The organism is Rummeliibacillus sp. JY-2-4R (genome assembly GCF_053847205.1).
This window is the reverse complement of record NZ_CM132623.1, coordinates 3,909,994-3,932,466: the sequence shown is the minus strand read 5'-3', so window position 1 is coordinate 3,932,466 and position 22,473 is coordinate 3,909,994. Positions and strand designations below refer to the sequence as shown.

The 22,473-nt window shown below is 38.2% G+C and carries 24 protein-coding genes and 1 other annotated feature; all 24 genes read left to right on the top strand.

Going from position 1 to position 22,473, the window contains the following annotated elements; genetic code table 11:
- The 24 genes from ACWV26_RS19420 (at position 1) to rplB (ending at position 22,432) form a co-directional block, all read left to right on the top strand.
- Positions 1-423 (top strand): Mini-ribonuclease 3, encoded by a 423-nt coding sequence (locus ACWV26_RS19420; protein WP_455896295.1) that lies wholly within the window; start codon positions 1-3, stop codon positions 421-423.
- The gene (gene rlmB, locus ACWV26_RS19415; protein WP_455896294.1) at positions 420-1,166 is read left to right on the top strand and encodes a 23S rRNA (guanosine(2251)-2'-O)-methyltransferase RlmB; all 747 of its coding nucleotides are present in this window, start codon (positions 420-422) and stop codon (positions 1,164-1,166) included. Before ACWV26_RS19420 ends, rlmB begins: the two co-directional genes overlap by 4 nt.
- A gap of 11 nt (positions 1,167-1,177) precedes the next feature.
- Complete coding sequence (locus ACWV26_RS19410) at positions 1,178-1,696, top strand: NYN domain-containing protein (RefSeq protein WP_455896293.1); 519 nt, start codon at positions 1,178-1,180, stop codon at positions 1,694-1,696.
- Between the two features lie 62 nt (positions 1,697-1,758).
- Positions 1,759-2,400, top strand: coding sequence for an RNA polymerase sporulation sigma factor SigH (gene sigH / locus ACWV26_RS19405; protein WP_455896292.1), 642 nt, complete (start codon positions 1,759-1,761; stop codon positions 2,398-2,400).
- A 72-nt stretch (positions 2,401-2,472) separates the two neighbouring features.
- Positions 2,473-2,619 carry a 50S ribosomal protein L33 gene (gene rpmG, locus ACWV26_RS19400; RefSeq protein WP_455896291.1) on the top strand — a complete coding sequence of 49 codons (147 nt, stop codon included), beginning with the start codon at positions 2,473-2,475 and terminating at the stop codon, positions 2,617-2,619.
- A 45-nt stretch (positions 2,620-2,664) separates the two neighbouring features.
- The gene (gene secE, locus ACWV26_RS19395) at positions 2,665-2,850 is read left to right on the top strand and encodes a preprotein translocase subunit SecE (protein WP_455896290.1); all 186 of its coding nucleotides are present in this window, start codon (positions 2,665-2,667) and stop codon (positions 2,848-2,850) included.
- Between the two features lie 98 nt (positions 2,851-2,948).
- A complete protein-coding gene (gene nusG, locus ACWV26_RS19390; RefSeq protein WP_455896289.1) occupies positions 2,949-3,482 on the top strand; it encodes a transcription termination/antitermination protein NusG in 534 nt (177 codons plus the stop codon).
- A gap of 177 nt (positions 3,483-3,659) precedes the next feature.
- Entirely contained in the window at positions 3,660-4,085 is a 426-nt protein-coding gene (rplK, locus tag ACWV26_RS19385; RefSeq protein WP_146013888.1) for a 50S ribosomal protein L11, read from the top strand.
- A gap of 127 nt (positions 4,086-4,212) precedes the next feature.
- Positions 4,213-4,908, top strand: a complete 696-nt coding sequence (rplA, locus tag ACWV26_RS19380; protein WP_455896288.1) for a 50S ribosomal protein L1 — start codon at positions 4,213-4,215, stop codon at positions 4,906-4,908.
- Between the two features lie 45 nt (positions 4,909-4,953).
- Positions 4,954-5,098: a sequence feature (ribosomal protein L10 leader region), on the top strand.
- Between the two features lie 32 nt (positions 5,099-5,130).
- On the top strand, positions 5,131-5,631 hold the full coding sequence (gene rplJ / locus ACWV26_RS19375) for a 50S ribosomal protein L10 (protein WP_455896287.1): 501 nt from the start codon (positions 5,131-5,133) through the stop codon (positions 5,629-5,631).
- A gap of 75 nt (positions 5,632-5,706) precedes the next feature.
- Positions 5,707-6,066: a 50S ribosomal protein L7/L12 gene (rplL, locus tag ACWV26_RS19370; RefSeq protein ID WP_455896286.1), complete on the top strand. Its 360-nt coding sequence runs from the start codon at positions 5,707-5,709 to the stop codon at positions 6,064-6,066.
- Between the two features lie 80 nt (positions 6,067-6,146).
- Positions 6,147-6,746, top strand: coding sequence for a class I SAM-dependent methyltransferase (locus ACWV26_RS19365; RefSeq protein WP_455896285.1), 600 nt, complete (start codon positions 6,147-6,149; stop codon positions 6,744-6,746).
- A gap of 236 nt (positions 6,747-6,982) precedes the next feature.
- Positions 6,983-10,546: a DNA-directed RNA polymerase subunit beta gene (rpoB, locus tag ACWV26_RS19360; protein WP_455896284.1), complete on the top strand. Its 3,564-nt coding sequence runs from the start codon at positions 6,983-6,985 to the stop codon at positions 10,544-10,546.
- 133 nt (positions 10,547-10,679) lie between these two features.
- Positions 10,680-14,282 carry a DNA-directed RNA polymerase subunit beta' gene (gene rpoC / locus ACWV26_RS19355; protein ID WP_455896283.1) on the top strand — a complete coding sequence of 1,201 codons (3,603 nt, stop codon included), beginning with the start codon at positions 10,680-10,682 and terminating at the stop codon, positions 14,280-14,282.
- Positions 14,283-14,416: 134 nt separating this feature from the next.
- Positions 14,417-14,665 (top strand): 50S ribosomal protein L7ae-like protein, encoded by a 249-nt coding sequence (locus tag ACWV26_RS19350; RefSeq protein WP_455896282.1) that lies wholly within the window; start codon positions 14,417-14,419, stop codon positions 14,663-14,665.
- 99 nt (positions 14,666-14,764) lie between these two features.
- Positions 14,765-15,184 carry a 30S ribosomal protein S12 gene (gene rpsL, locus ACWV26_RS19345; RefSeq protein ID WP_102693539.1) on the top strand — a complete coding sequence of 140 codons (420 nt, stop codon included), beginning with the start codon at positions 14,765-14,767 and terminating at the stop codon, positions 15,182-15,184.
- A gap of 35 nt (positions 15,185-15,219) precedes the next feature.
- A complete protein-coding gene (gene rpsG / locus ACWV26_RS19340) occupies positions 15,220-15,690 on the top strand; it encodes a 30S ribosomal protein S7 (protein ID WP_455896281.1) in 471 nt (156 codons plus the stop codon).
- 42 nt (positions 15,691-15,732) lie between these two features.
- Positions 15,733-17,814 (top strand): elongation factor G, encoded by a 2,082-nt coding sequence (gene fusA, locus ACWV26_RS19335; RefSeq protein ID WP_455896280.1) that lies wholly within the window; start codon positions 15,733-15,735, stop codon positions 17,812-17,814.
- A gap of 146 nt (positions 17,815-17,960) precedes the next feature.
- Positions 17,961-19,148 (top strand): elongation factor Tu, encoded by a 1,188-nt coding sequence (gene tuf, locus ACWV26_RS19330; RefSeq protein WP_455896279.1) that lies wholly within the window; start codon positions 17,961-17,963, stop codon positions 19,146-19,148.
- 506 nt (positions 19,149-19,654) lie between these two features.
- Entirely contained in the window at positions 19,655-19,963 is a 309-nt protein-coding gene (gene rpsJ, locus ACWV26_RS19325) for a 30S ribosomal protein S10 (protein ID WP_004233624.1), read from the top strand.
- A 41-nt stretch (positions 19,964-20,004) separates the two neighbouring features.
- Positions 20,005-20,634 carry a 50S ribosomal protein L3 gene (gene rplC / locus ACWV26_RS19320; protein WP_455896278.1) on the top strand — a complete coding sequence of 210 codons (630 nt, stop codon included), beginning with the start codon at positions 20,005-20,007 and terminating at the stop codon, positions 20,632-20,634.
- Between the two features lie 26 nt (positions 20,635-20,660).
- A complete protein-coding gene (rplD, locus tag ACWV26_RS19315; protein ID WP_455896277.1) occupies positions 20,661-21,284 on the top strand; it encodes a 50S ribosomal protein L4 in 624 nt (207 codons plus the stop codon).
- Positions 21,284-21,562 (top strand): 50S ribosomal protein L23, encoded by a 279-nt coding sequence (gene rplW / locus ACWV26_RS19310; protein ID WP_455896276.1) that lies wholly within the window; start codon positions 21,284-21,286, stop codon positions 21,560-21,562. Before rplD ends, rplW begins: the two co-directional genes overlap by 1 nt.
- 39 nt (positions 21,563-21,601) lie before the next feature.
- A complete protein-coding gene (rplB, locus tag ACWV26_RS19305; protein ID WP_455896275.1) occupies positions 21,602-22,432 on the top strand; it encodes a 50S ribosomal protein L2 in 831 nt (276 codons plus the stop codon).
- Positions 22,433-22,473 lie beyond the last annotated feature (41 nt).

The window sequence follows — 22,473 nt, the reverse complement described above, 5'->3', positions numbered from 1 at the left end:
GTGGGAGAACTTCGCAACGCAGATGTAAAACAATTAAATGCACTGGCTTTAGCTTATATGGGAGATGCTGTTTTAGAAATTGCTATTCGTGAGCATTTACTAAGAGCAGGGCGTGTGAAACCAAATATCCTTCACCGCGAAGCAACGCATTATGTTTCTGCGAAAGCACAATCAAATGTCATTCACCAAATGATAGATGAAGATTATTTTACAGAAGAAGAAATGGCTATTTTGAAACGGGGCCGTAATGCAAAGTCTGGTTCTGTTCCAAAGAATACGGATGTTCAAACGTACAATTATAGTTCTGCTTTTGAAGCTGTTTTAGGATTTTTATATTTAACTGGGCAGAGTGAACGTGTAGATGCGATCATCCAATATGCAATTGATGTAGTTGAGAATAAGGAAGAGGTGTCTAAAAAATGACAGAACAACAGAAAGAGATAATTGCTGGGAAAAATCCAATTTTAGAGGCACTTCGTTCTACAAGGGATATCAATAAAATTTGGATAGCTGAAGGCGTTAAAAAAAGTGGAATCAATGAATTGATTAGTTTAGCTAAAGAACGTGGTATCATCGTACAATTCGTACCAAAGAAAAAGGTAGACCAGTTATCTTCTGAGAATCATCAAGGAATTGTTGCTTCGGTAGCTGCCTATAATTATGCAGAACTTGAGGACCTTTTTACAGTAGCAAAGGAACGCGGGGAAGATCCATTCTTTATCATTTTAGATGAGTTAGAGGATCCCCATAATTTAGGTTCCATTATGCGAACAGCGGATGCGGTTGGAGCTCACGGGATTATTATTCCTAAACGTCGTTCAGTTAGTTTAACGGCCGTGGTGGCAAAAGCCTCCACAGGAGCTATTGAATACATTCCAACAGTAAGAGTAAATAATTTATCACAAACAGTTGATGAGTTAAAAGAACATGGCGTTTGGATTGCAGGTACAGATGCTTTGGGTTCAGTCGATTATCGCAAAATGGATGCAACTTTACCAATAGCGGTTATTATTGGTAGTGAGGGTCGAGGAATGAGCCGTATTCTTAAAGAAAAATGCGACTTCCTTTACAATCTGCCAATGGTTGGTCATGTTACCTCGTTAAATGCTTCAGTGGCCGCATCGTTATTGATGTATGAAGTGTTCCGTAAACGCCAAGAAGTCTAAGGTGACCGCTTATGAATATACTCTTGGTTGATGGTTACAACATTATTGGTGCATGGAAAGAACTACAAGTTTTAAAAGAACATAAGCTAATAGATGCGAGAGATCGACTGATAGAGTTATTGGCGGACTATCAAGCCTATTCGGGAATGCGCGTCATCGTTGTTTTTGATGCGTATCTCGTTCCAGGCATTGAACATAAGGTGAAACAACATGATGTTGAAATCATCTATACAAGGGCAAAAGAAACTGCTGATGATCGAATAGAAAAGCTAACAGCCGAACTGACAACAAAGCGAAACAAAATATACGTAGCTACTTCAGATATGGCAGAGCAAAGTGTCATATTTGGAAATGGGGCTTTGCGAAAATCAGCGCGTGAATTTGAAATTGAAATGCAAAATGTGCGCAATCAGATTTCTCAAAATGTGAAGAATATCCAAGTTCAAAAACCCAGTTCTAAGATTCAATTACCAGATGAAATATTGGAAAAATTCGAACAAATGCGCAGAGGAAATAAAATGACGGATTGACTGGTATTTTCCAATTCAGTTATACTGTTTCTAAATAGGCTAGCGCAATCGGGGTGACTACTTTGTTAACAAGTGATCATTTACAAGTAAAACAGCATCAATTTGAAGATTTTACAGATGAACAATTAGTTGAAATGGCCCGAAATGCTGATACAGATGCATTGGATTTTCTAATTAGCAAATACAAGCCATTTGTTCGCTTAAAAGTAAAATCGTATTTTTTAATTGGTGCGGATAAAGAAGATATTGTGCAAGAAGGTATGATTGGATTATATAAAGCTATTCGAGATTTTAAAGGTGATAAATTAGCTTCTTTCAAAGCATTTGCAGAACTTTGCATTAAACGTCAAATTATTACGGCTATCAAAACAGCAACTAGGCAAAAACATATTCCGCTCAACTCATATATTTCATTAGATAAACCTGTATTTGAAGAAGAATCTGCAAAAACTTTAATGGATATGCTAACAGGTGAAACAATCGATGATCCCGAAAAACTAATGATACATCGTGAAGAATTTAATCATCTAGAAGAAAAAATCGGTGAAGTATTAAGTGATTTAGAGCGTCAAGTATTGGCACTTTATTTAGAAGGATGTTCTTATCAAGAAATTTCTGCAAGGTTAGATCGGCATGTGAAATCAATTGATAACGCATTACAACGAATAAAACGGAAATTAGAACGTCATCTAGAAGTAGAATAACAGTTTGATAGTACTAGAATGGTTAGTTGACAGTGCTATTAATAGGTGTTAGGCTTTAGAATAGGTGATATAATGACACAAAAAGTCGCACTAAGCTGTGAGAAATGCGGAGCTAGAAATTATCATGTACCCGCAACTAAGAACAGTTCAAAGAGAATGGAATTTAGAAAATATTGTTCGCATTGTAATGAACATACATTACATAAACAAACTAAATAATACAATTCGTTATGTATATATAATTATTTTCGGAGGTTTGGTTGGATGGGTAAGTTAGGCGAATTTTTCCGCGGCGTTCTATCAGAAATGAGAAAAACTAGTTGGCCGAAGCGAAAAGAATTAACAAAATACACAGTAATTGTTATTTCAACGCTAGTAATTATGGCAGCGTTTTTCATGGTAGTCGATTTAGGCGTTTCTAAATTATTGCGCTGGTACTTAGAGTTATGATTTAATAATGTTAATATGTTGAAATTGCCCGTGTAATGTAACGGGTTTTTTCATTTTGCCTTTAGAAAGGGAGGGAAGGACAAACAGTCCTATCTAATATGGAGAAAAATTGGTATGTTGTTCATACTTATTCAGGTTATGAAAACAAAGTAAAAGCAAACCTAGAAAAACGTGTTGAAACAATGGGCATGCAAGATAAAATCTTCCGTGTCATCATTCCGGAAGAACAAGAAACTGAAATTAAAGATGGTAAGAAAAAGACATATATGCGTAAAACATTCCCTGGCTATGTTCTAGTAGAACTAATAATGACAGATGATGCTTGGTATGTTGTTCGTAACACACCAGGTGTTACTGGATTCATCGGTTCTTCAGGTGGTGGGGTTAAACCAACGCCATTATTACCAGAAGAAGTAGAAGCAATTCTACAACAAATGGGTGGAAATGAAGAAAATGTTGACTTAGACTTTAGTGAAGGTGACTTAGTTGAAGTGCTTGAAGGACCTTTTGCTCATTTCCAAGGGATTGTTAACGAAATTATCTCTGATAAAGGCAAAATCAATGTAACAGTTGATATGTTTGGTCGTGAAACAAAAATGGAACTAGATTTTGATCAAGTTTTAAAAGTTTAATCATAAGATACTTGCCTTGTAATTTAAAAAGTGTTATCATTTCATAGGTCATACTGTGGTGATTTACCCTTATTATGACATAGTAATTTTTAATGTTATCGGATTAAGCCGACAGACAGATATTGAGTGGGAGGGGAAACCCATTTACCACATCACGGACTTAAGGAGGTGTGTCTCGTGGCTAAAAAAGTTGTTAAAGTTGTAAAACTTCAAATCCCAGCTGGTAAAGCAAATCCAGCGCCACCAGTAGGTCCTGCATTGGGTCAAGCAGGTGTTAACATCATGGGATTCTGTAAAGAATTCAACGCTCGTACTGCGGACCAAGCAGGTTTAATTATTCCAGTTGAGATTTCTGTATTTGAAGATCGTTCATTCACTTTCATTACAAAAACTCCACCGGCAGCAGTGTTACTTAAAGTAGCAGCTGGTATTAAATCAGGTTCTGGTGAACCAAACCGTAAAAAAGTAGCTACAGTGAAACGTGATAAAGTACGTGAAATCGCTGAAACTAAAATGCCAGACTTAAATGCAGCATCAGTAGAAGCTGCTATGTCAATGGTAGAAGGTACTGCGCGTAGCATGGGTATTGTGATCGAAGACTAATCCCATTACTTGATAAAGTATTGTTTTTGGAGGTTGCGTTTGTTTCTTATAGCGATATTTGAAACTCGCAGCCTTTATTCGTGGGAGGTTTAATCCGTTACAACCACAATCAAGGAGGAAATATATAATGGCTAAAAAAGGTAAAAAATTGCAAGAAGCTGCTAAATTAGTTGATCGTGACCATCAATACACAATCGCTGAAGCAACTGAACTTGCTAAAAAAACAAGCACTGTTAACTTTGACGCAACAGTTGAAATAGCATTTAACTTAAACATCGATACTCGTAAAAATGACCAACAAATCCGTGGAGCAGTTGTACTTCCAAACGGTACTGGTAAAACTCAACGCGTTTTAGTTTTCGCTAAAGGCGAAAAAATTAAAGAAGCTGAAGCAGCTGGCGCTGATTACGTAGGCGATGCAGAATATATCCAAAAAATCCAACAAGGTTGGTTTGACTTTGATGTAATCGTTGCAACTCCAGATATGATGGGTGAAGTTGGTAAACTTGGTCGTGTATTAGGACCTAAAGGTTTAATGCCAAACCCTAAAACTGGTACAGTTACTTTCGATGTAACTAAAGCAGTAAACGAAATCAAAGCAGGTAAAGTTGAATACCGCGCTGACAAAGCTGGTATCGTTCACGCTCCAATTGGTAAAGTTTCATTCGAAGCTGACAAATTAGCTGAAAACTTTGCAACAATTGTTGATGTAATCGTTAAAGCAAAACCTGCAGCAGCAAAAGGTACTTACATTAAATCATTACATGTAACTACTACAATGGGACCATCTATCAAAGTTGATCCACTTTCTGCAGCAAAATAATTTTGATTGACACTGTGATAATAATTTGATATTATTAATACCGTTGTGAATCATCCATTTGTACCGTAGACCGTAGGGGCGACATATTCGCTTAATCATCCTACCTAGGGCAAAGGAACTCAGACTCTTACTTAAGATGATGAAATTCCGCCTCTTGTCTACTGTGGCAAGAGGCTTTTCTTTTGTCGGTATAAATGACCCATTCTTATAGGAGGTGTCAAGATGAACAAAGCAGTTGAAGCTAAACAAGCTGTTGTTCAAGAAATTGCTGACAAGTTTAAAAGTGCAGCATCTGTAGTTGTAGTTGACTACCGTGGCCTAACAGTAGCTCAAGTTACTGAACTACGTAAACAATTACGTGAAGCTGGTGTAGAATTCAAAGTATTCAAAAATACTTTAGTTCGCCGCGCTACTGTAGAAGCTGGTCATGAAGAACTTAACGAAATTCTTACTGGTCCAAACGCAATCGCATTTTCAAACGAAGATGTAGTTGCTCCTGCAAGAATTATCAATGACTTCGCAAAAGCAAATGAACAACTTGAAATTAAAGCTGGTCTTATCGAAGGCGCTTATGCTAGCGTTGAAGAAGTTAAAGCATTGGCAGAACTTCCTTCTCGCGAAGGTTTACTATCTATGCTATTATCTGTACTTCAAGCTCCAATGCGCAATTTAGCTCTTGTAACAAAAGCTGTTGCAGAACAAAAAGAAGAACAAGGTGCCTAAAATTTAGGGTAGCCTAAACTTCCTGGCTAAAATGCCAAACTAAAAAACTTACATTCCGTATAGGAGGAAAATATAATGAACAATGAGCAAATCTTAGAAGCTGTAAAAGCTATGACAGTTCTTGAATTAAATGATTTAGTAAAAGCAATCGAAGAAGAATTCGGTGTTACTGCTGCTGCTCCTGTAGCAGTTGCTGGTGGCGCTGCTGCAGCTGCAGAAGAAAAAACAGAATTTGATGTTGTTTTAAATTCTGCTGGCGATCAAAAAATTAAAGTAATCAAAGTGGTTCGTGAAATCACTGGTTTAGGTCTTAAAGAAGCTAAAGAAGTTGTAGATAACGCTCCTAAAGCTCTTAAAGAAGGTGCTTCTAAAGAAGAAGCTGAAGAAATCAAAGCTAAACTTGAAGAAGTTGGCGCATCTGTAGAAGTTAAATAATTTCTACTGATTGATTCTAAAAAGCTCGTCAATTCTTGACGGGCTTTTTCTTTATCTATAGATGATGGAGGGCTTTACTCTTGTCAGAACACTATTATTCAAACAAGCCTCAAGTAGAAAGTAGCCCACGTAGATGGAATTTTAATCTTCGAGGATTTTCATTTGTTTTTGAAACAGATGCAGGAGTCTTTAGTAAAAGCGAAGTAGATTTTGGTTCCCGTGTACTAATTGATAGTTTTGAGATGCCAGCTATTGAAGGTTGTATTCTAGATGTAGGTTGTGGATATGGACCGATTGGATTGTCAATTGCAAAAAGTTATCCAGATCGTATAATTCATATGATGGATGTCAATGAGAGAGCAATTAATTTAGCTAAGAAAAACGCTCAATTGAACGGGGTCCAAAATGTGCAGATTTATGAGAGTGATGCACTTTCAGCCGTTCAAGAAGAACAAGTCGCTGTTGTTTTGACAAATCCACCCATTCGTGCAGGAAAGGATACTATTTTCAGATTCTATGACGAAGCTTACAAAAAACTAGTGGTTTCAGGTGAATTGTGGGTTGTAATTCAAAAAAAACAAGGTGCACCATCAACAGTAGCGCATTTAGAAGAGGCATTTTCTGAAGTGAAAGTTGTAGAAAAGAAAAAAGGGTATTGGATTATCAAAGCAAAAAAATAAGTTTGTCAAAACTTATAGATTGACTTGACAAAAACGCTGTGATAATATAATAAAATGCAAAAATATTAATCTGAAGGCGTTTGCCTATTGACTGAAAATGTAAATAGCAGGGGCTTTTGGGTTTAACTTTGGTTAACCGAAAATGAGCTCAAAAACGAACTCGTTTTCTTTTTGTCTTTCGTTATCATACAACATTTGTATGGTTTCTGAAAGACCTATTATCGCTTTATTGAGGGGTGAATAAGTTGACAGGTCAACTAGTTCAATACGGACAACACCGCCAGCGTAGAAGTTTTGCGCGTATTAAAGAGGTGCTTGAACTTCCAAATCTAATTGAGATTCAAACTGCATCTAACGAATGGTTTCTAGAAGAAGGCTTGCGTGAAATGTTCCGTGACATTTCGCCAATTGAAGACTTCACAGGAAATCTATCACTTGAATTTGTCGACTACAGTCTCGGAGAACCGAAATATGATGTCGATGAATGTAAACAACGTGACGTAACTTATGCAGCACCATTACGTGTGAAAGTACGTCTGCTTAACAAAGAAACAGAAGAAGTGAAAGAACAAGAAGTATTCATGGGTGACTTCCCACTTATGACTGAAACTGGTACTTTCATTATCAACGGCGCGGAACGTGTTATTGTTTCACAATTAGTAAGATCACCAAGTGTATACTATCACGATAAAACAGATAAAAACGGTAAAAAAGGTTTTGGCGCTACAGTCATTCCTAACCGTGGTGCTTGGCTAGAATACGAAACAGACGCAAAAGATGTTGTCTATGTTCGTATTGACCGTACACGTAAACTACCAATAACTGTACTTTTACGTGCACTTGGCTTCGCATCAGACCAAGAAATCATCGAACTAGTCGGTGATAATGAGTATTTACGTAACACATTGGAAAAGGATAATACTGATAGTACAGAAAAAGCACTATTAGAAATTTATGAACGTCTACGTCCTGGTGAACCGCCAACAGTAGAAAGTGCAAAAAACCTGTTATATTCACGTTTCTTTGATCCAAAACGTTATGATTTAGCAAGCGTTGGTCGATACAAAATGAACAAAAAGCTTCACATTAAAAACCGTCTATTCAATCAAACTATTGCCGAAACTTTAGCAGATCCTGAAACAGGCGAAATTTTAGTTGAAGCTGGTACATTGATTGACCGCCGCGTATTAGATCGTTTAATCCCTTATTTAGAAAACGGTGTTGGCTTCAAAACTGTTTCTAAAGTCGGTGGCGTATTAGAAGGCGACATCCAAATTCAAGAGATTAAAATCTATGCTCCAAATGATGAATCACAAAAAGAAATTAAAGTAATAAGTAATGCTTATATTGAAGAAGAAGTGAAACATATCACTCCTGCTGATGTTATAGCTTCAGTATCTTATTTCTTTAACTTGCTATACGGTGTAGGCGATACAGACGATATCGACCACTTAGGTAACCGTCGTCTACGTTCTGTAGGTGAACTTCTACAAAACCAATTCCGCATTGGTTTATCTCGTATGGAACGTGTCGTACGTGAACGTATGTCTATTAACGACACAGCGTCCATCGTGCCACAACAATTGATTAACATCCGTCCAGTAATTGCGGCTATTAAAGAATTCTTTGGTAGCTCTCAATTATCACAATTCATGGACCAAACGAACCCATTAGCTGAATTGACTCACAAACGTCGTCTATCAGCTCTAGGACCTGGTGGTTTAACACGTGAACGTGCTGGTTTCGAAGTACGTGACGTTCACTATTCTCACTATGGCCGCATGTGTCCAATCGAAACACCTGAAGGTCCAAACATTGGTTTGATTAACTCACTTTCAAGTTATGCTAAAGTAAACAAATTCGGATTCATTGAAACACCTTATCGTCGTGTGGATCCTGAAACAGGTAGCGTTACTGAGCGAATTGATTATTTAACTGCTGATGAAGAGGATAATTACGTTGTAGCTCAAGCAAACTCAATATTGAATCCAGATGGTACATTTACGGAAGACGAAGTTTATGGCCGTTTCCGTGGTGATAACTCAACATTCAAACGTGACACTGTTGACTACATGGACGTATCTCCAAAACAAGTAGTATCAGCAGCGACAGCATGTATTCCATTCTTAGAAAACGATGACTCAAACCGTGCTCTAATGGGTGCTAACATGCAACGTCAAGCTGTTCCTTTGCTAAACCCAGAGGCTCCTTTCGTTGGTACTGGTATGGAACACGTTGATGCTCGTGACTCTGGTGCAGCAGTAGTTGCAAAATATGCAGGTATTGTTGAACATGTTGAAGCACGTTCAATCCACGTACGTCGTATCGAAGAAATCGATGGTAAAGAAGTTAAAGGTGATTTAACAAAATATAAACTACAAAAATTTGTACGTTCTAACCAAGGTACAAGTTACAACCAACGTCCATTAGTGAAAGTTGGCGAACGTGTTAAACCTCGTGATATTCTTGCTGATGGTCCTTCAATGGAATGCGGAGAATTAGCGCTAGGTCGTAACGTAGTCGTGGCATTCATGACTTGGAATGGTTATAACTATGAAGATGCTGTAATCATGAATGAACGTCTTGTGAAAAATGATGTTTATACTTCTGTTCATATTGAAGAATACGAATCAGAAGCACGTGATACGAAACTCGGACCTGAAGAAATCACTCGTGATATTCCAAATGTCGGTGAAGAAGCATTACGTAATCTTGATGAACGTGGTATTATCCGAATCGGTGCAGAAGTAAATGATGGCGATATCTTAGTTGGTAAAGTAACGCCTAAAGGTGTAACAGAACTAACAGCAGAAGAACGTTTATTGCATGCTATCTTCGGAGAAAAAGCACGTGAAGTTCGTGATACTTCATTACGTGTTCCTCACGGTGCTGGCGGTATCGTTCTAGATGTCAAAGTCTTCAACCGTGAAGATGGCGATGAATTATCACCAGGCGTTAACCAAATGGTACGTGTCTACATTGTTCAAAAACGTAAAATTCGCGTTGGGGATAAAATGGCCGGCCGTCATGGTAACAAAGGGGTAATCTCTCGTATCTTACCTGAAGAAGATATGCCGTTCCTTCCTGATGGTACTCCAGTAGATATCATGTTAAATCCATTAGGTGTACCGTCTCGTATGAATATTGGACAAGTGCTTGAATTGCACTTAGGTATGGCTGCCCGTTACTTAGGTGTCCATATGGCAACTCCTGTTTTTGATGGTGCTACTGATGAAGATGTATGGAAAACAATGGAGGAAGCCGGCATGAATCGTGACGGTAAAACAATCCTTTATGATGGACGTACAGGTGAACCTTTTGATAACCGTGTATCAGTTGGTGTTATGTATATGATCAAACTTGCACACATGGTTGATGATAAACTTCACGCTCGTTCAACAGGACCTTATTCATTAGTTACACAACAACCTCTTGGTGGTAAAGCACAATTTGGTGGACAACGTTTTGGTGAAATGGAAGTTTGGGCTCTTGAAGCATATGGTTCTGCATATACACTTCAAGAAATCTTAACTGTTAAATCTGATGACGTTGTAGGTCGTGTGAAAACTTACGAAGCTATCGTAAAAGGTGAAAGTGTTCCTGAACCAGGCGTCCCTGAATCTTTCAAAGTATTAATTAAAGAACTTCAATCTTTAGGGTTAGATGTCAAGATGCTAACAATCAATGATGAAGAAATTGAATTACGTGACAGTGAAGATGAAGATGATCTTCAACCAAACGATTCCTTCAATATCACTTCAAACAATGAAGAAGAAGCATCAGTAGGATCTCCTGAATAATTTTTAAAACAATATTTTGGGATGTTGGGCAGGACCAATGCTTTGGGCTTGTCCTTATCCCTTTTATCAATAAATCAATCGTCGAGCTAATGAAAAGTCATTTAAGACTTCACAATAAAGGGAGGTAGGCTCCTTGATAGACGTTAATAATTTTGAGTACATGAAAATTGGTTTAGCTTCACCTGATAAAATTCGCTCATGGTCTTATGGAGAAGTCAAAAAACCAGAAACTATTAACTATCGTACACTTAAACCAGAAAAAGACGGTTTGTTCTGTGAACGCATTTTCGGACCTACAAAGGACTGGGAATGTCATTGCGGTAAATACAAACGCGTACGCTATAAAGGTGTAGTTTGTGATCGCTGTGGTGTAGAAGTAACTCGTGCAAAAGTACGTCGTGAACGTATGGGCCATATAGAATTAGCAGCTCCGGTCACTCATATTTGGTACTTTAAAGGTATACCAAGTCGTATGGGGCTTATTTTGGACATGTCACCACGTGCACTAGAAGAAGTTATCTACTTTGCTTCTTATGTAGTAATTGACGCAGCAGACACTCCTCTTGAGAAAAAACAATTACTTTCTGAAAAAGAATATCGTGCATATCGCGAAAAATACGGTAAAACTTTTGAAGCAGCAATGGGTGCAGAAGCTATCAAACAATTACTTCAAGAAATTGATCTTGATAAAGAAACAGATGCACTTAAAGAAGAACTTAAAACAGCACAAGGTCAACGCCGCACGCGTGCTATTAAACGTTTAGAAGTTGTTGAATCATTCCGTCACTCAGGTAACCGTCCTGAATGGATGATTTTAGATGTACTTCCTGTAATTCCTCCAGAATTACGTCCTATGGTACAACTTGATGGCGGTCGTTTCGCAACATCTGACTTAAATGACTTATATCGTCGTGTTATTAACCGTAATAATCGTTTAAAACGCCTTCTTGATTTAGGAGCTCCTGGAATTATCGTTCAAAACGAAAAACGCATGCTTCAAGAAGCAGTTGACGCTTTAATTGATAACGGTCGACGTGGCCGTCCGGTTACTGGTCCTGGTAACCGTCCATTAAAATCTCTTTCTCATATGTTAAAGGGTAAACAAGGACGTTTCCGTCAAAACTTACTTGGTAAACGTGTTGACTATTCTGGCCGTTCAGTAATCGTAGTAGGTCCATCACTTAAAATGTACCAATGTGGTCTTCCAAAAGGAATGGCAATCGAATTGTTTAAACCTTTTGTGATGAAAGAACTTGTGGAACGCGGTCTTGCACACAACATCAAGTCAGCAAAACGCAAAATTGAACGTATGCACCCAGAAATATGGGATGTACTTGAAGAAATCATGAAAGAACATCCAGTATTACTTAACCGTGCACCAACTCTTCACAGACTTGGTATTCAAGCATTTGAACCAACTTTAATTGAAGGTAAAGCAATTCGTCTTCATCCATTAGTATGTACAGCATATAACGCTGACTTCGATGGTGACCAAATGGCTGTTCACGTACCACTTTCAGCTGAAGCTCAAGCTGAAGCTCGTTTACTAATGCTTGCAGCTCAAAACATTTTGAACCCTAAAGACGGTAAACCAGTTGTAACACCTTCTCAAGATATGGTATTGGGTAACTACTATTTAACTCTTGAACGTCAAGGTGCTGTAGGTGAAGGTTCAATCTTCTATGGTCCTGAAGAGTTAAATATTGCTTATGAAAATCATGAAGTTCACTTGCATTCTCGTATCGCAATCAAAGCTTCATCTTTAAATAACAAAACATTTACCGAAGAACAAAACAATAAATTATTGGTTACAACGGTAGGTAAAGTAATCTTCAATGAAATTCTTGATGATTCTTTCCCATACATCAATGAACCAACATCTGATAATTTACAAAATGGTACACCAGATAAATATTTTGTTTCAACAACAGAAAAAGTTAAAGAACATATTGCATCCCAAGAAATAATTAAACCATTTACGAAAAAATATCTAGGTAAGGTTATTGCTGAGGTATTTGCTCGTTATCACATTACTGAAACATCTAAAATGCTTGACCGTCTTAAAGACCTTGGTTTCAAATATTCTACAAAAGCTGGTATTTCAATCGGTATCTCAGATATCATCGTATTACCAGGTAAACAAGAAATTTTACACCATGCTCAAGAACAAGTAGATAAAGTAATGAAACAATTCCGTCGTGGTTTAATTACTGAAGAAGAACGTTATGATCGCGTTATTTCATTCTGGAGTGCTGCAAAAGACGAAATCCAATCTAAACTGATGGACTCACTACCTGCAGAAAACCCTATCTTTATGATGAGTGACTCTGGTGCCCGTGGTAATGCATCTAACTTTACTCAACTTGCCGGTATGCGTGGTCTGATGGCCAACCCAGCTGGTCGTATTATCGAACTTCCAATCAAATCTTCCTTCCGTGAAGGTTTAACAGTATTGGAATACTTCATCTCTACTCACGGTGCTCGTAAAGGTCTTGCCGATACAGCGCTTAAAACAGCCGATTCAGGTTACCTTACTCGTCGTCTAGTTGACGTTGCACAAGATGTAATTGTCCGTGAAGATGATTGCGGTACTGACCGTGGTTTAGCAATTACTTCTATTAAAGAAGGAACAGAAATCATTGAAACACTAGAAGAACGTGTTATCGGCCGTTATGCGAAGAAAACAATTCGTCATCCAGAAACAAACGAAGTAATTGTTGCGAAAGACCAATTAATTACTCAAGAGCTTGCTCGACAAATCGTAGAAGCTGAAATTGAAGAAGTTACAATCCGCTCAGCGTTCACATGTAACACTAAACATGGTGTATGTAAAAAATGTTACGGCATGAACTTGGCAACAGGTGATAAGGTTGAAGTAGGTGAAGCAGTTGGTATTATCGCTGCTCAATCTATCGGTGAACCAGGTACTCAATTAACAATGCGTACATTCCACCAAGGTGGGGTAGCGGGTGCCGACATCACTCAAGGTCTTCCACGTATCCAAGAAATTTTCGAATCACGTAACCCTAAAGGTCAAGCAGTAATTACTGAAATTGCAGGTATCGTGACGGATATTGATGAAGTTCGTGAAGGACAAAAAGAAATTACAATTCAAGGTGCAGTTGAAACTCGTAAATATTTGGCTCCGTACAATGCTCGATTAAAAGTACAATTAAATGATCAAGTTAAACACGGTCAAATTCTTACAGAAGGTTCTATTGATCCAAAAGAATTATTAAAAGTAACAGATGTTTCAACAGTAGAAGAATATCTTCTAAAAGAAGTTCAAAAGGTATATCGTATGCAAGGGGTAGAAATCGGAGATAAACACGTAGAAGTAATGGTTCGCCAAATGCTTCGTAAAGTTCGTGTTATCGAAGCTGGTGAAACAGAATTACTTCCAGGTACATTACTTGATATTCACCAATTCTCTGAAGCTAACGCTGAAGCTGTGCATGAAGGGAAAATCCCTGCAACTTGTCGCCCGGTTATTCTTGGTATTACAAAAGCTTCTCTTGAAACAGAATCATTCTTATCTGCTGCATCATTCCAAGAAACAACTCGTGTGTTAACAGATGCTGCAATCAAAGGTAAACGTGATGAATTACTAGGTCTTAAAGAAAATGTTATCTTAGGTAAGCTAGTTCCTGCTGGTACAGGTATGCAACGCTATCGCCAAATTAAAATGGCTGAAAGTGGTGTAGAAAAAGCAGAAGAAACAATTGCTGCCGAATAACTTATAAATAAAATCCAAGGGGGAGATCATTCTTCTCCTTGGTATTTTAATATTATTCATTGACAAGTTTGTTAATGGGTGATACTATATTTTAGGTTGATAGTTGATTGTCTATCATTTCGGAGGATATGAAAATGTCTTATGAAAAAGTCAAACAGGCTAAAAAAACAATCATTGGTATGAAACAAACAGTAAAAGCATTACAAACTGGTCATGTTACCGAAGTTTTCGTTGCTCTAGATGCAGACGTTCGAATGACCACGCATGCGGTGCAATTAGCACAAGAAAATGGTATTCCCGTTGTATTTGTAGACTCGAAAAGAGAACTTGGTAGAGCCTGCGGAATTCATGTAGGTGCTGCAGTAAGTGCGATTACTGATTAGTAGTTTTTGCGATGATCACGCAAAAACTTTGTTTTTGCCTTAAAATGAACCACCTGGATGTGTGGATTTAAAGATATGTAATGAAGGGAGGAAAAATCGATGCCTACAATTAACCAATTAGTACGTAAGCCTCGTCAATCCAAAAGTAAAAAATCAAAATCACCAGCGTTAAACAAAAGTTACAACAGCTTTGCTAAATCATTGACTGATGTTAACTCTCCACAAAAACGTGGTGTTTGTACACGTGTTGGTACAATGACTCCAAAAAAACCAAACTCAGCGTTACGTAAATACGCTCGTGTACGTTTAACAAACCAAATCGAGGTTAATGCTTACATTCCTGGTGAAGGCCATAACCTACAAGAACACAGTGTTGTTCTTATTCGTGGCGGTCGTGTAAAAGACTTACCAGGGGTACGTTACCATGTCGTACGTGGCGCATTAGATACAGCTGCAGTAAATGGCCGTATGCAATCTCGTTCTCTATATGGTGCAAAAAAACCAAAAGAAAAAAAATAATGTAAATAAGCTTTATGCTGAAAGGAGGAAAACAAATGCCTCGTAAAGGTCCTGTTTCCAAACGTGACGTGTTACCAGATCCAATTTATAATTCAAAACTAGTAACTCGTTTAATTAATAAAATGATGGTAGATGGTAAAAGAGGTACTTCTCAAAAAATCTTATACGGAGCTTTCGAATTAGTAAAAGAACGCTCAGGTAAAGATCCATTAGAAGTATTTGAAGCTGCATTAAACAATGTAATGCCAGTTCTTGAAGTTCGTGCTCGCCGTGTAGGTGGTGCTAACTATCAAGTGCCAGTTGAAGTACGTCCAGATCGTCGTACTACTCTTGGTCTTCGTTACCTAGTAAACTACTCTCGTCTTCGTGGTGAAAAAACAATGGAAGAACGTCTAGCAAATGAAATTCTAGATGCTTCTAACAACACTGGTGCATCAGTTAAAAAACGCGAAGATATGCACAAAATGGCAGAAGCGAACAAAGCATTCGCTCACTACCGTTGGTAATCACATATTAATCTTAATCCAATATGGAAGGAGAAAGACCGCATGACTAGAGAGTTCTCCCTTGAGAATACTCGTAATATCGGAATCATGGCTCACATTGATGCTGGTAAAACAACAACAACTGAGCGTATCCTTTATTACACTGGTAAGATTCACAAAATCGGTGAAACTCACGAAGGTGCTTCTCAAATGGACTGGATGGAGCAAGAACAAGAACGTGGTATCACTATCACTTCTGCTGCTACAACAGCTCAATGGAAAGGTCACCGAGTTAACATTATCGATACACCAGGACACGTAGACTTCACTGTTGAAGTAGAACGTTCTCTTCGTGTACTAGATGGTGCTGTAACCGTACTTGATGCTCAATCAGGTGTAGAACCACAAACTGAAACAGTATGGCGTCAAGCTACAACGTACGGCGTACCTCGTATTGTATTCATCAACAAAATGGATAAAATCGGTGCTGACTTCTTATATTCTGTAAAAACATTACATGATCGTTTAGAAGCTAATGCTCATCCAATCCAATTGCCAATCGGTGCTGAAGATGAATTTAATGCAATCATTGACCTTGTAGAAATGAACGCTACATTCTACAAAGAAGGCGATGATGGTTCAAACGCTGAAGTTCGTGAAATTCCAGAAGAATATAAAGCACAAGCTGATGAATACCATGAAAAATTGATTGAAGCAGTTGCAGAGCTTGATGAAGATTTAATGGAAAAATACTTCGCTGGTGAAGAAATTACTAAAGAAGAACTTAAAGCAGCTATCCGTAAAGCAACTTTAAGTGTTGAATTCTACCCAGTAACATGTGGTACAGCTTTCAAAAACAAAGGTGTTCAATTAATGCTTGATGCAGTTATTGATTACCTACCTGCTCCAACAGACGTTGAATCAATTAAAGGTACTTCAGTTGATGGAGATGAAGAAATCGTACGTCATTCTTCAGATGAAGAACCATTTGCAGCTCTAGCATTTAAAGTTATGACTGACCCTTATGTTGGTAAACTTACATTCTTCCGTGTTTACTCTGGTATTTTAGAGTCAGGTTCATATGTACAAAACTCAACAAAAGGTAAACGTGAACGTGTAGGTCGTATTCTACAAATGCACGCTAACCACCGTGCAGAAATTGATCGTGTATACGCTGGGGATATCGCAGCTGCTGTAGGTCTTAAAGATACTACTACAGGTGATACTCTATGTGATGAGAAAAACCTAGTTATTCTTGAATCAATGGAATTCCCTGAACCAGTTATCTCACTTTCTGTAGAACCAAAGTCTAAAGCTGACCAAGATAAAATGGGACAAGCTTTACAAAAACTACAAGAAGAAGATCCAACATTCCGTGCGCATACAGACCAAGAAACTGGCCAAACAATCATCTCTGGTATGGGTGAACTTCACCTAGATATCATTGTTGACCGTATGAAACGTGAATTCAAAGTAGAGTGTAACGTTGGTGCTCCTCAAGTATCTTACCGTGAAACTTTCCGCACTGGTGCTCAAGTTGAAGGTAAATTCGTACGTCAATCAGGTGGTCGTGGTCAATACGGTCACGTTTGGATCGAATTCGAACCAAACGAAGAAGGTAAAGGTTTTGAATTCCAAAACGCTATCGTTGGTGGTGTAGTTCCTCGTGAATACATTCCAGCTGTAGAAGCAGGTCTTCGTGACTCTTTACAAAATGGTGTCCTTGCAGGATTCCCATTAATCGATATCAAAGCGAAATTATTCGATGGTTCATACCATGATGTCGATTCAAACGAAATGGCATTCAAAGTAGCTGCTTCAATGGCTCTTAAAAACGCAGTTTCTAAATGTAACCCAGTTCTTTTAGAACCTATTATGAAAGTAGAAGTTGTAATGCCAGAAGAATACCTTGGTGATATTATGGGTAACATCACTTCTCGCCGTGGTCGTGTAGAAGGTATGGAAGCTCGCGGTAACGCTCAAGTTGTTCGTGCAATGGTTCCACTTGCTGAAATGTTTGGTTATGCAACAACTTTACGTTCAGCTACTCAAGGTCGCGGTGTATTCTCAATGGTATTTGACCATTATGAAGAAGTACCAAAATCAATTGGTGAAGAGATCATTAAACAAAACAAAGGTGAATAATTAAAAATACATTTTTTAATTGAATTTTGCCTAGTTATCAAGTATAAATAACATGTAAGCTATGTCATCTTATGGGGTAGGGCCCTACTCCTTAAAGGTGCATGACTATAAACTAAAACTTAAAACCCTAAGGAGGCAATTTTAAAATGGCTAAAGAAAAATTCGACCGTTCTAAAACACATGCTAACATTGGTACAATCGGACACGTTGACCATGGTAAAACTACTTTAACAGCTGCTATCGCTACAGTTCTTTCTAAAAAAATGGGTGGGGAAGCTAAATCATACGATCAAATTGATAACGCTCCTGAAGAAAAAGAACGCGGTATCACAATCAATACTTCTCACATTGAATATGAAACTGAAACACGTCACTATGCTCACGTTGACTGCCCAGGACACGCTGACTATGTTAAAAACATGATCACTGGTGCTGCTCAAATGGATGGCGGTATCTTAGTAGTATCTGCTGCTGATGGCCCAATGCCACAAACTCGTGAACACATCCTATTATCTCGTCAAGTAGGTGTTCCTTACTTAGTTGTATTCTTAAACAAATGCGATATGGTAGATGACGAAGAATTACTTGAATTAGTAGAAATGGAAGTTCGTGACTTACTATCTGAATACGATTTCCCAGGCGACGATGTTCCTGTAATCAAAGGTTCTGCTCTTAAAGCTCTTGAAGGCGAACCAGAATGGGAAGAAAAAATCGTTGAATTAATGGACGCTGTAGATAGCTACATCCCAACTCCAGAACGTCAAACTGATAAACCATTCATGATGCCAGTCGAAGACGTATTCTCTATTACTGGTCGTGGTACTGTTGCAACTGGTCGTGTAGAACGCGGTCAATTAAAAGTTGGTGACGTTGTTGATATCGTTGGTATCGCTGAAGAAACTAAACAAACAACTGTAACTGGTGTTGAAATGTTCCGTAAACTATTAGACTATGCTGAAGCTGGCGATAACATCGGTGCTTTACTTCGTGGTGTTGCACGTGAAGATATCCAACGTGGACAAGTACTAGCTAAACCAGGTACAATCACTCCACATACAACTTTCAAAACTGAAGTTTATGTATTATCAAAAGAAGAAGGTGGCCGTCATACTCCATTCTTCTCTAACTACCGTCCACAATTCTACTTCCGTACAACTGATGTTACTGGCGTAATCACTCTACCAGAAGGCGTAGAAATGGTAATGCCTGGTGACAACACTGAAATGAACGTAGAACTTATTCACCCAATCGCTATTGAAGAAGGTACTAAATTCTCAATCCGCGAAGGTGGCCGTACTGTAGGCGCTGGCGTTGTATCTTCAATCACTAAATAATTTTAGTAATTAAAAAGATCATACGTTTTATAGAACCATCCCGAGTGCACACGGGATGGTTCTTTTTTTACTGTAATTAATATATTACTATGTAAGATGGTAAAGGTTTAATACTATTATTAGTTATAGTAAAACAAATAGTTATAGTAATTATTAATTTAAACTCTTGGTAGAAAATATGATGAATCAGCTTTGAATCTCAATTAATTGAAATATATTCATGTGAAAAATAAATTCAAAATAATTGTCAAAGACGATTATTTTTTATATACTTGGAGACGTGAAAAAAAGTAGTATGAAAATGCGTTTGATAATATTCCAACAAACATAAAGAATTTAATGAAATCACTTGCCAAATCGTGAAATCGCGTGTATAATATTAAATGTTGGTCTTTGACTGCGATGAAGCGGGAGGTTGCCGGCACACCCGGCCGCATTGCCATGGCGCGTGTGTGGGAAATTTCCGTGGAGAATGTCTAGGGAATAGGCGAAAAGGAGGGAAAATAATGGCAAAGCAAAAGATTCGTATTCGTTTAAAAGCATATGATCACAGAATTCTTGATCAATCCGCAGAAAAAATTGTGGAAACTGCTAAACGTTCAGGTGCAAGTGTATCAGGTCCGATACCACTTCCAACTGAAAAAAGTGTTTACACTATTCTTCGTGCGGTTCACAAGTATAAAGATTCTCGTGAACAATTCGAAATGCGTACACATAAACGTCTAATTGATATCGTTAACCCAACACCACAAACTGTTGATGCGTTAATGAAATTAGATTTACCATCAGGCGTTGATATCGAAATCAAACTATAATGGTAAAAAATATATTCAAAAATTCACAGGAGGTGTGACGAATGACCAAAGGAATCTTAGGTAGAAAAATCGGTATGACGCAAGTTTTTGCTGAGAATGGTGATTTGATCCCTGTTACTGTTATTGAAGCTGCTCCAAACGTAGTACTTCAAAAGAAAACAGCTGAAACAGATGGCTACGAAGCAATCCAAATCGGTTTCGATGATAAACGCGAAAAGCTTTCAAACAAACCTGAAAAAGGACATGTAGCTAAAGCAAACACTACTCCTAAGCGCTTCATTCGTGAAATTCGCGATGTAAACTTAGCTGAGTACGAGATTGGTCAAGAAGTCAAAGTTGAAATTTTCGCAGAAGGCGATGTAGTAGATGTAACAGGAGTTACAAAAGGTAAAGGTTTCCAAGGTGTAATTAAACGCCACGGACAATCTCGTGGACCAATGGCTCACGGTTCTCGTTACCACCGTCGTCCAGGTTCAATGGGTCCAGTTGCTCCGAACCGCGTATTTAAACAAAAAAAATTACCTGGTCAAATGGGTGGAAATACAGTTACAATCCAAAACTTAACAATTGTTAAAGTTGATGCAGAACGTAACTTGCTACTTGTTAAAGGTAATGTTCCTGGTTCTCGTAAATCATTAGTAACAGTTAAATCTGCTATTAAAGCTAACTAATTTTCCGAAGAAAGGAGGAAACAGGAATGACAAAAGTAAACGTACTTAGTCAAACAGGTTCTTCTGTTGGCGAAATCGAATTAAACGATGCGATCTTCGGAATTGAACCAAATCAATCAGTATTATTTGACGCTGTAATCGCTCAACGCGCTTCACTACGTCAAGGTACACACAAAGTTAAAAACCGCTCAGAAGTTTCTGGTGGTGGTCGTAAACCATGGCGTCAAAAAGGTACAGGTCGTGCTCGTCAAGGTTCTATCCGTTCTCCACAATGGCGTGGCGGTGGTATCGTATTCGGTCCTACACCTCGTAGCTACAGCTACAAACTTCCTAAAAAAGTTCGTCGCTTAGCACTTAAATCAGCATTATCATCAAAAGTTGCTGAAACAAACTTCGTAGTTTTAGATGCTCTAAAATTAGATGCACCAAAAACAAAAGATTTCGTAAAAGTTCTTACTGATCTTTCTATCGGATCTAAAGCATTATTTGTAACTGCTGACCTAGATGAAAACGTAGCATTATCTGCTCGTAACATCCCTGGAGTAACAGTTCTAACAGCTGCTGGTATCAACGTTCTTGATCTTGTAGGTCATGATAAAGTTGTATTTACTCAAGCTGCTGTACAAAAAGTTGAGGAGGTGCTTGGTTAATGGAAGCACGTGAAGTACTTAAACGTCCTGTCATTACTGAGCGTTCTTCAGAACAAATGGCAGAAAACAAATATACTTTTGAAGTTGACACTCGTGCCAACAAAACAGAAGTTAAAGACGCTGTTGAAGAAATCTTTGGCGTGAAAGTTGAAAAAGTCAACATCATGAACTACAAAGGTAAATACAAACGCGTTGGTCGCTTCGGTGGCTATACAAACAAACGTCGTAAAGCTATCGTAAAATTAGCTGAAGGCGAAATTGAATTATTCGAAATGTAATATCGTTCAATGTGAACAATAAAGAAGGAGGGAACACAAATGGCGATTAAAAAGTATAAGCCTACCTCAAATGGTCGTCGTAACATGACGTCATCTGACTTTGCTGAGATTACTACTAACAAACCTGAAAAATCATTGTTAGAATCTACAAAACGCAAAGCTGGTCGTAACAACCAAGGTAAAATCACTGTTCGTCATAATGGTGGTGGCCACAAACGTCAATACCGTGTCATCGATTTCAAACGTTTGAAAGATGGCATTCCAGGACGCGTTGCTACTATCGAGTATGATCCAAACCGATCTGCAAACATCGCATTAATTAACTATGCTGATGGTGAAAAACGTTATATCCTAGCACCAAAAGGTCTAGTAGTTGGAATGACAATTGTATCTGGTCCAGATGTTGATATTAAAGTAGGTAACGCCCTACCATTATCAAACATCCCAATGGGTACAACAATCCACAATATTGAAATGAAACCTGGTAAAGGTGGTCAACTAGTACGTTCTGCTGGTACATCTGCTCAAATTCTAGGTAAAGAAGATAAATACGTAATCGTTCGTCTACAATCTGGCGAAGTTCGTATGATTCTTGGCGCTTGCCGTGCTACAATCGGTGAAGTTGGTAATGAACAACACGAACTTATCCACATTGGTAAAGCTGGACGTACTCGTTGGTTAGGTAAACGCCCAACTGTACGTGGTTCTGTAATGAACCCTAACGATCACCCACATGGTGGTGGTGAAGGTAAAGCTCCAGTAGGACGTAAATCACCAATGACTCCTTGGGGTAAACCAGCTCTTGGCTACAAAACTCGTAACAAGAGAAACAAATCCGACAAACTTATCATTCGTCGTCGTAAAAAATAAAGTGATTAAACTACGGTTCAATGGTCGAACCGTGGTGGAAT

Bases quoted from the DNA above. Each gene is read 5' to 3' on its own strand.
- rlmB (WP_455896294.1), top strand. From the start codon at position 420: ATGACAGAACAACAGAAAGAGATAATTGCTGGGAAAAATCCAATTTTA.
- ACWV26_RS19410 (WP_455896293.1), top strand. From the start codon at position 1,178: ATGAATATACTCTTGGTTGATGGTTACAACATTATTGGTGCATGGAAA.
- rpmG (WP_455896291.1), top strand. From the start codon at position 2,473: ATGACACAAAAAGTCGCACTAAGCTGTGAGAAATGCGGAGCTAGAAAT.
- secE (WP_455896290.1), top strand. From the start codon at position 2,665: ATGGGTAAGTTAGGCGAATTTTTCCGCGGCGTTCTATCAGAAATGAGA.
- nusG (WP_455896289.1), top strand. From the start codon at position 2,949: ATGGAGAAAAATTGGTATGTTGTTCATACTTATTCAGGTTATGAAAAC.
- rplA (WP_455896288.1), top strand. From the start codon at position 4,213: ATGGCTAAAAAAGGTAAAAAATTGCAAGAAGCTGCTAAATTAGTTGAT.
- rplJ (WP_455896287.1), top strand. From the start codon at position 5,131: ATGAACAAAGCAGTTGAAGCTAAACAAGCTGTTGTTCAAGAAATTGCT.
- rplL (WP_455896286.1), top strand. From the start codon at position 5,707: ATGAACAATGAGCAAATCTTAGAAGCTGTAAAAGCTATGACAGTTCTT.
- ACWV26_RS19350 (WP_455896282.1), top strand. From the start codon at position 14,417: ATGTCTTATGAAAAAGTCAAACAGGCTAAAAAAACAATCATTGGTATG.
- rpsL (WP_102693539.1), top strand. From the start codon at position 14,765: ATGCCTACAATTAACCAATTAGTACGTAAGCCTCGTCAATCCAAAAGT.
- rpsG (WP_455896281.1), top strand. From the start codon at position 15,220: ATGCCTCGTAAAGGTCCTGTTTCCAAACGTGACGTGTTACCAGATCCA.
- fusA (WP_455896280.1), top strand. From the start codon at position 15,733: ATGACTAGAGAGTTCTCCCTTGAGAATACTCGTAATATCGGAATCATG.
- tuf (WP_455896279.1), top strand. From the start codon at position 17,961: ATGGCTAAAGAAAAATTCGACCGTTCTAAAACACATGCTAACATTGGT.
- rpsJ (WP_004233624.1), top strand. From the start codon at position 19,655: ATGGCAAAGCAAAAGATTCGTATTCGTTTAAAAGCATATGATCACAGA.
- rplC (WP_455896278.1), top strand. From the start codon at position 20,005: ATGACCAAAGGAATCTTAGGTAGAAAAATCGGTATGACGCAAGTTTTT.
- rplD (WP_455896277.1), top strand. From the start codon at position 20,661: ATGACAAAAGTAAACGTACTTAGTCAAACAGGTTCTTCTGTTGGCGAA.
- rplW (WP_455896276.1), top strand. From the start codon at position 21,284: ATGGAAGCACGTGAAGTACTTAAACGTCCTGTCATTACTGAGCGTTCT.
- rplB (WP_455896275.1), top strand. From the start codon at position 21,602: ATGGCGATTAAAAAGTATAAGCCTACCTCAAATGGTCGTCGTAACATG.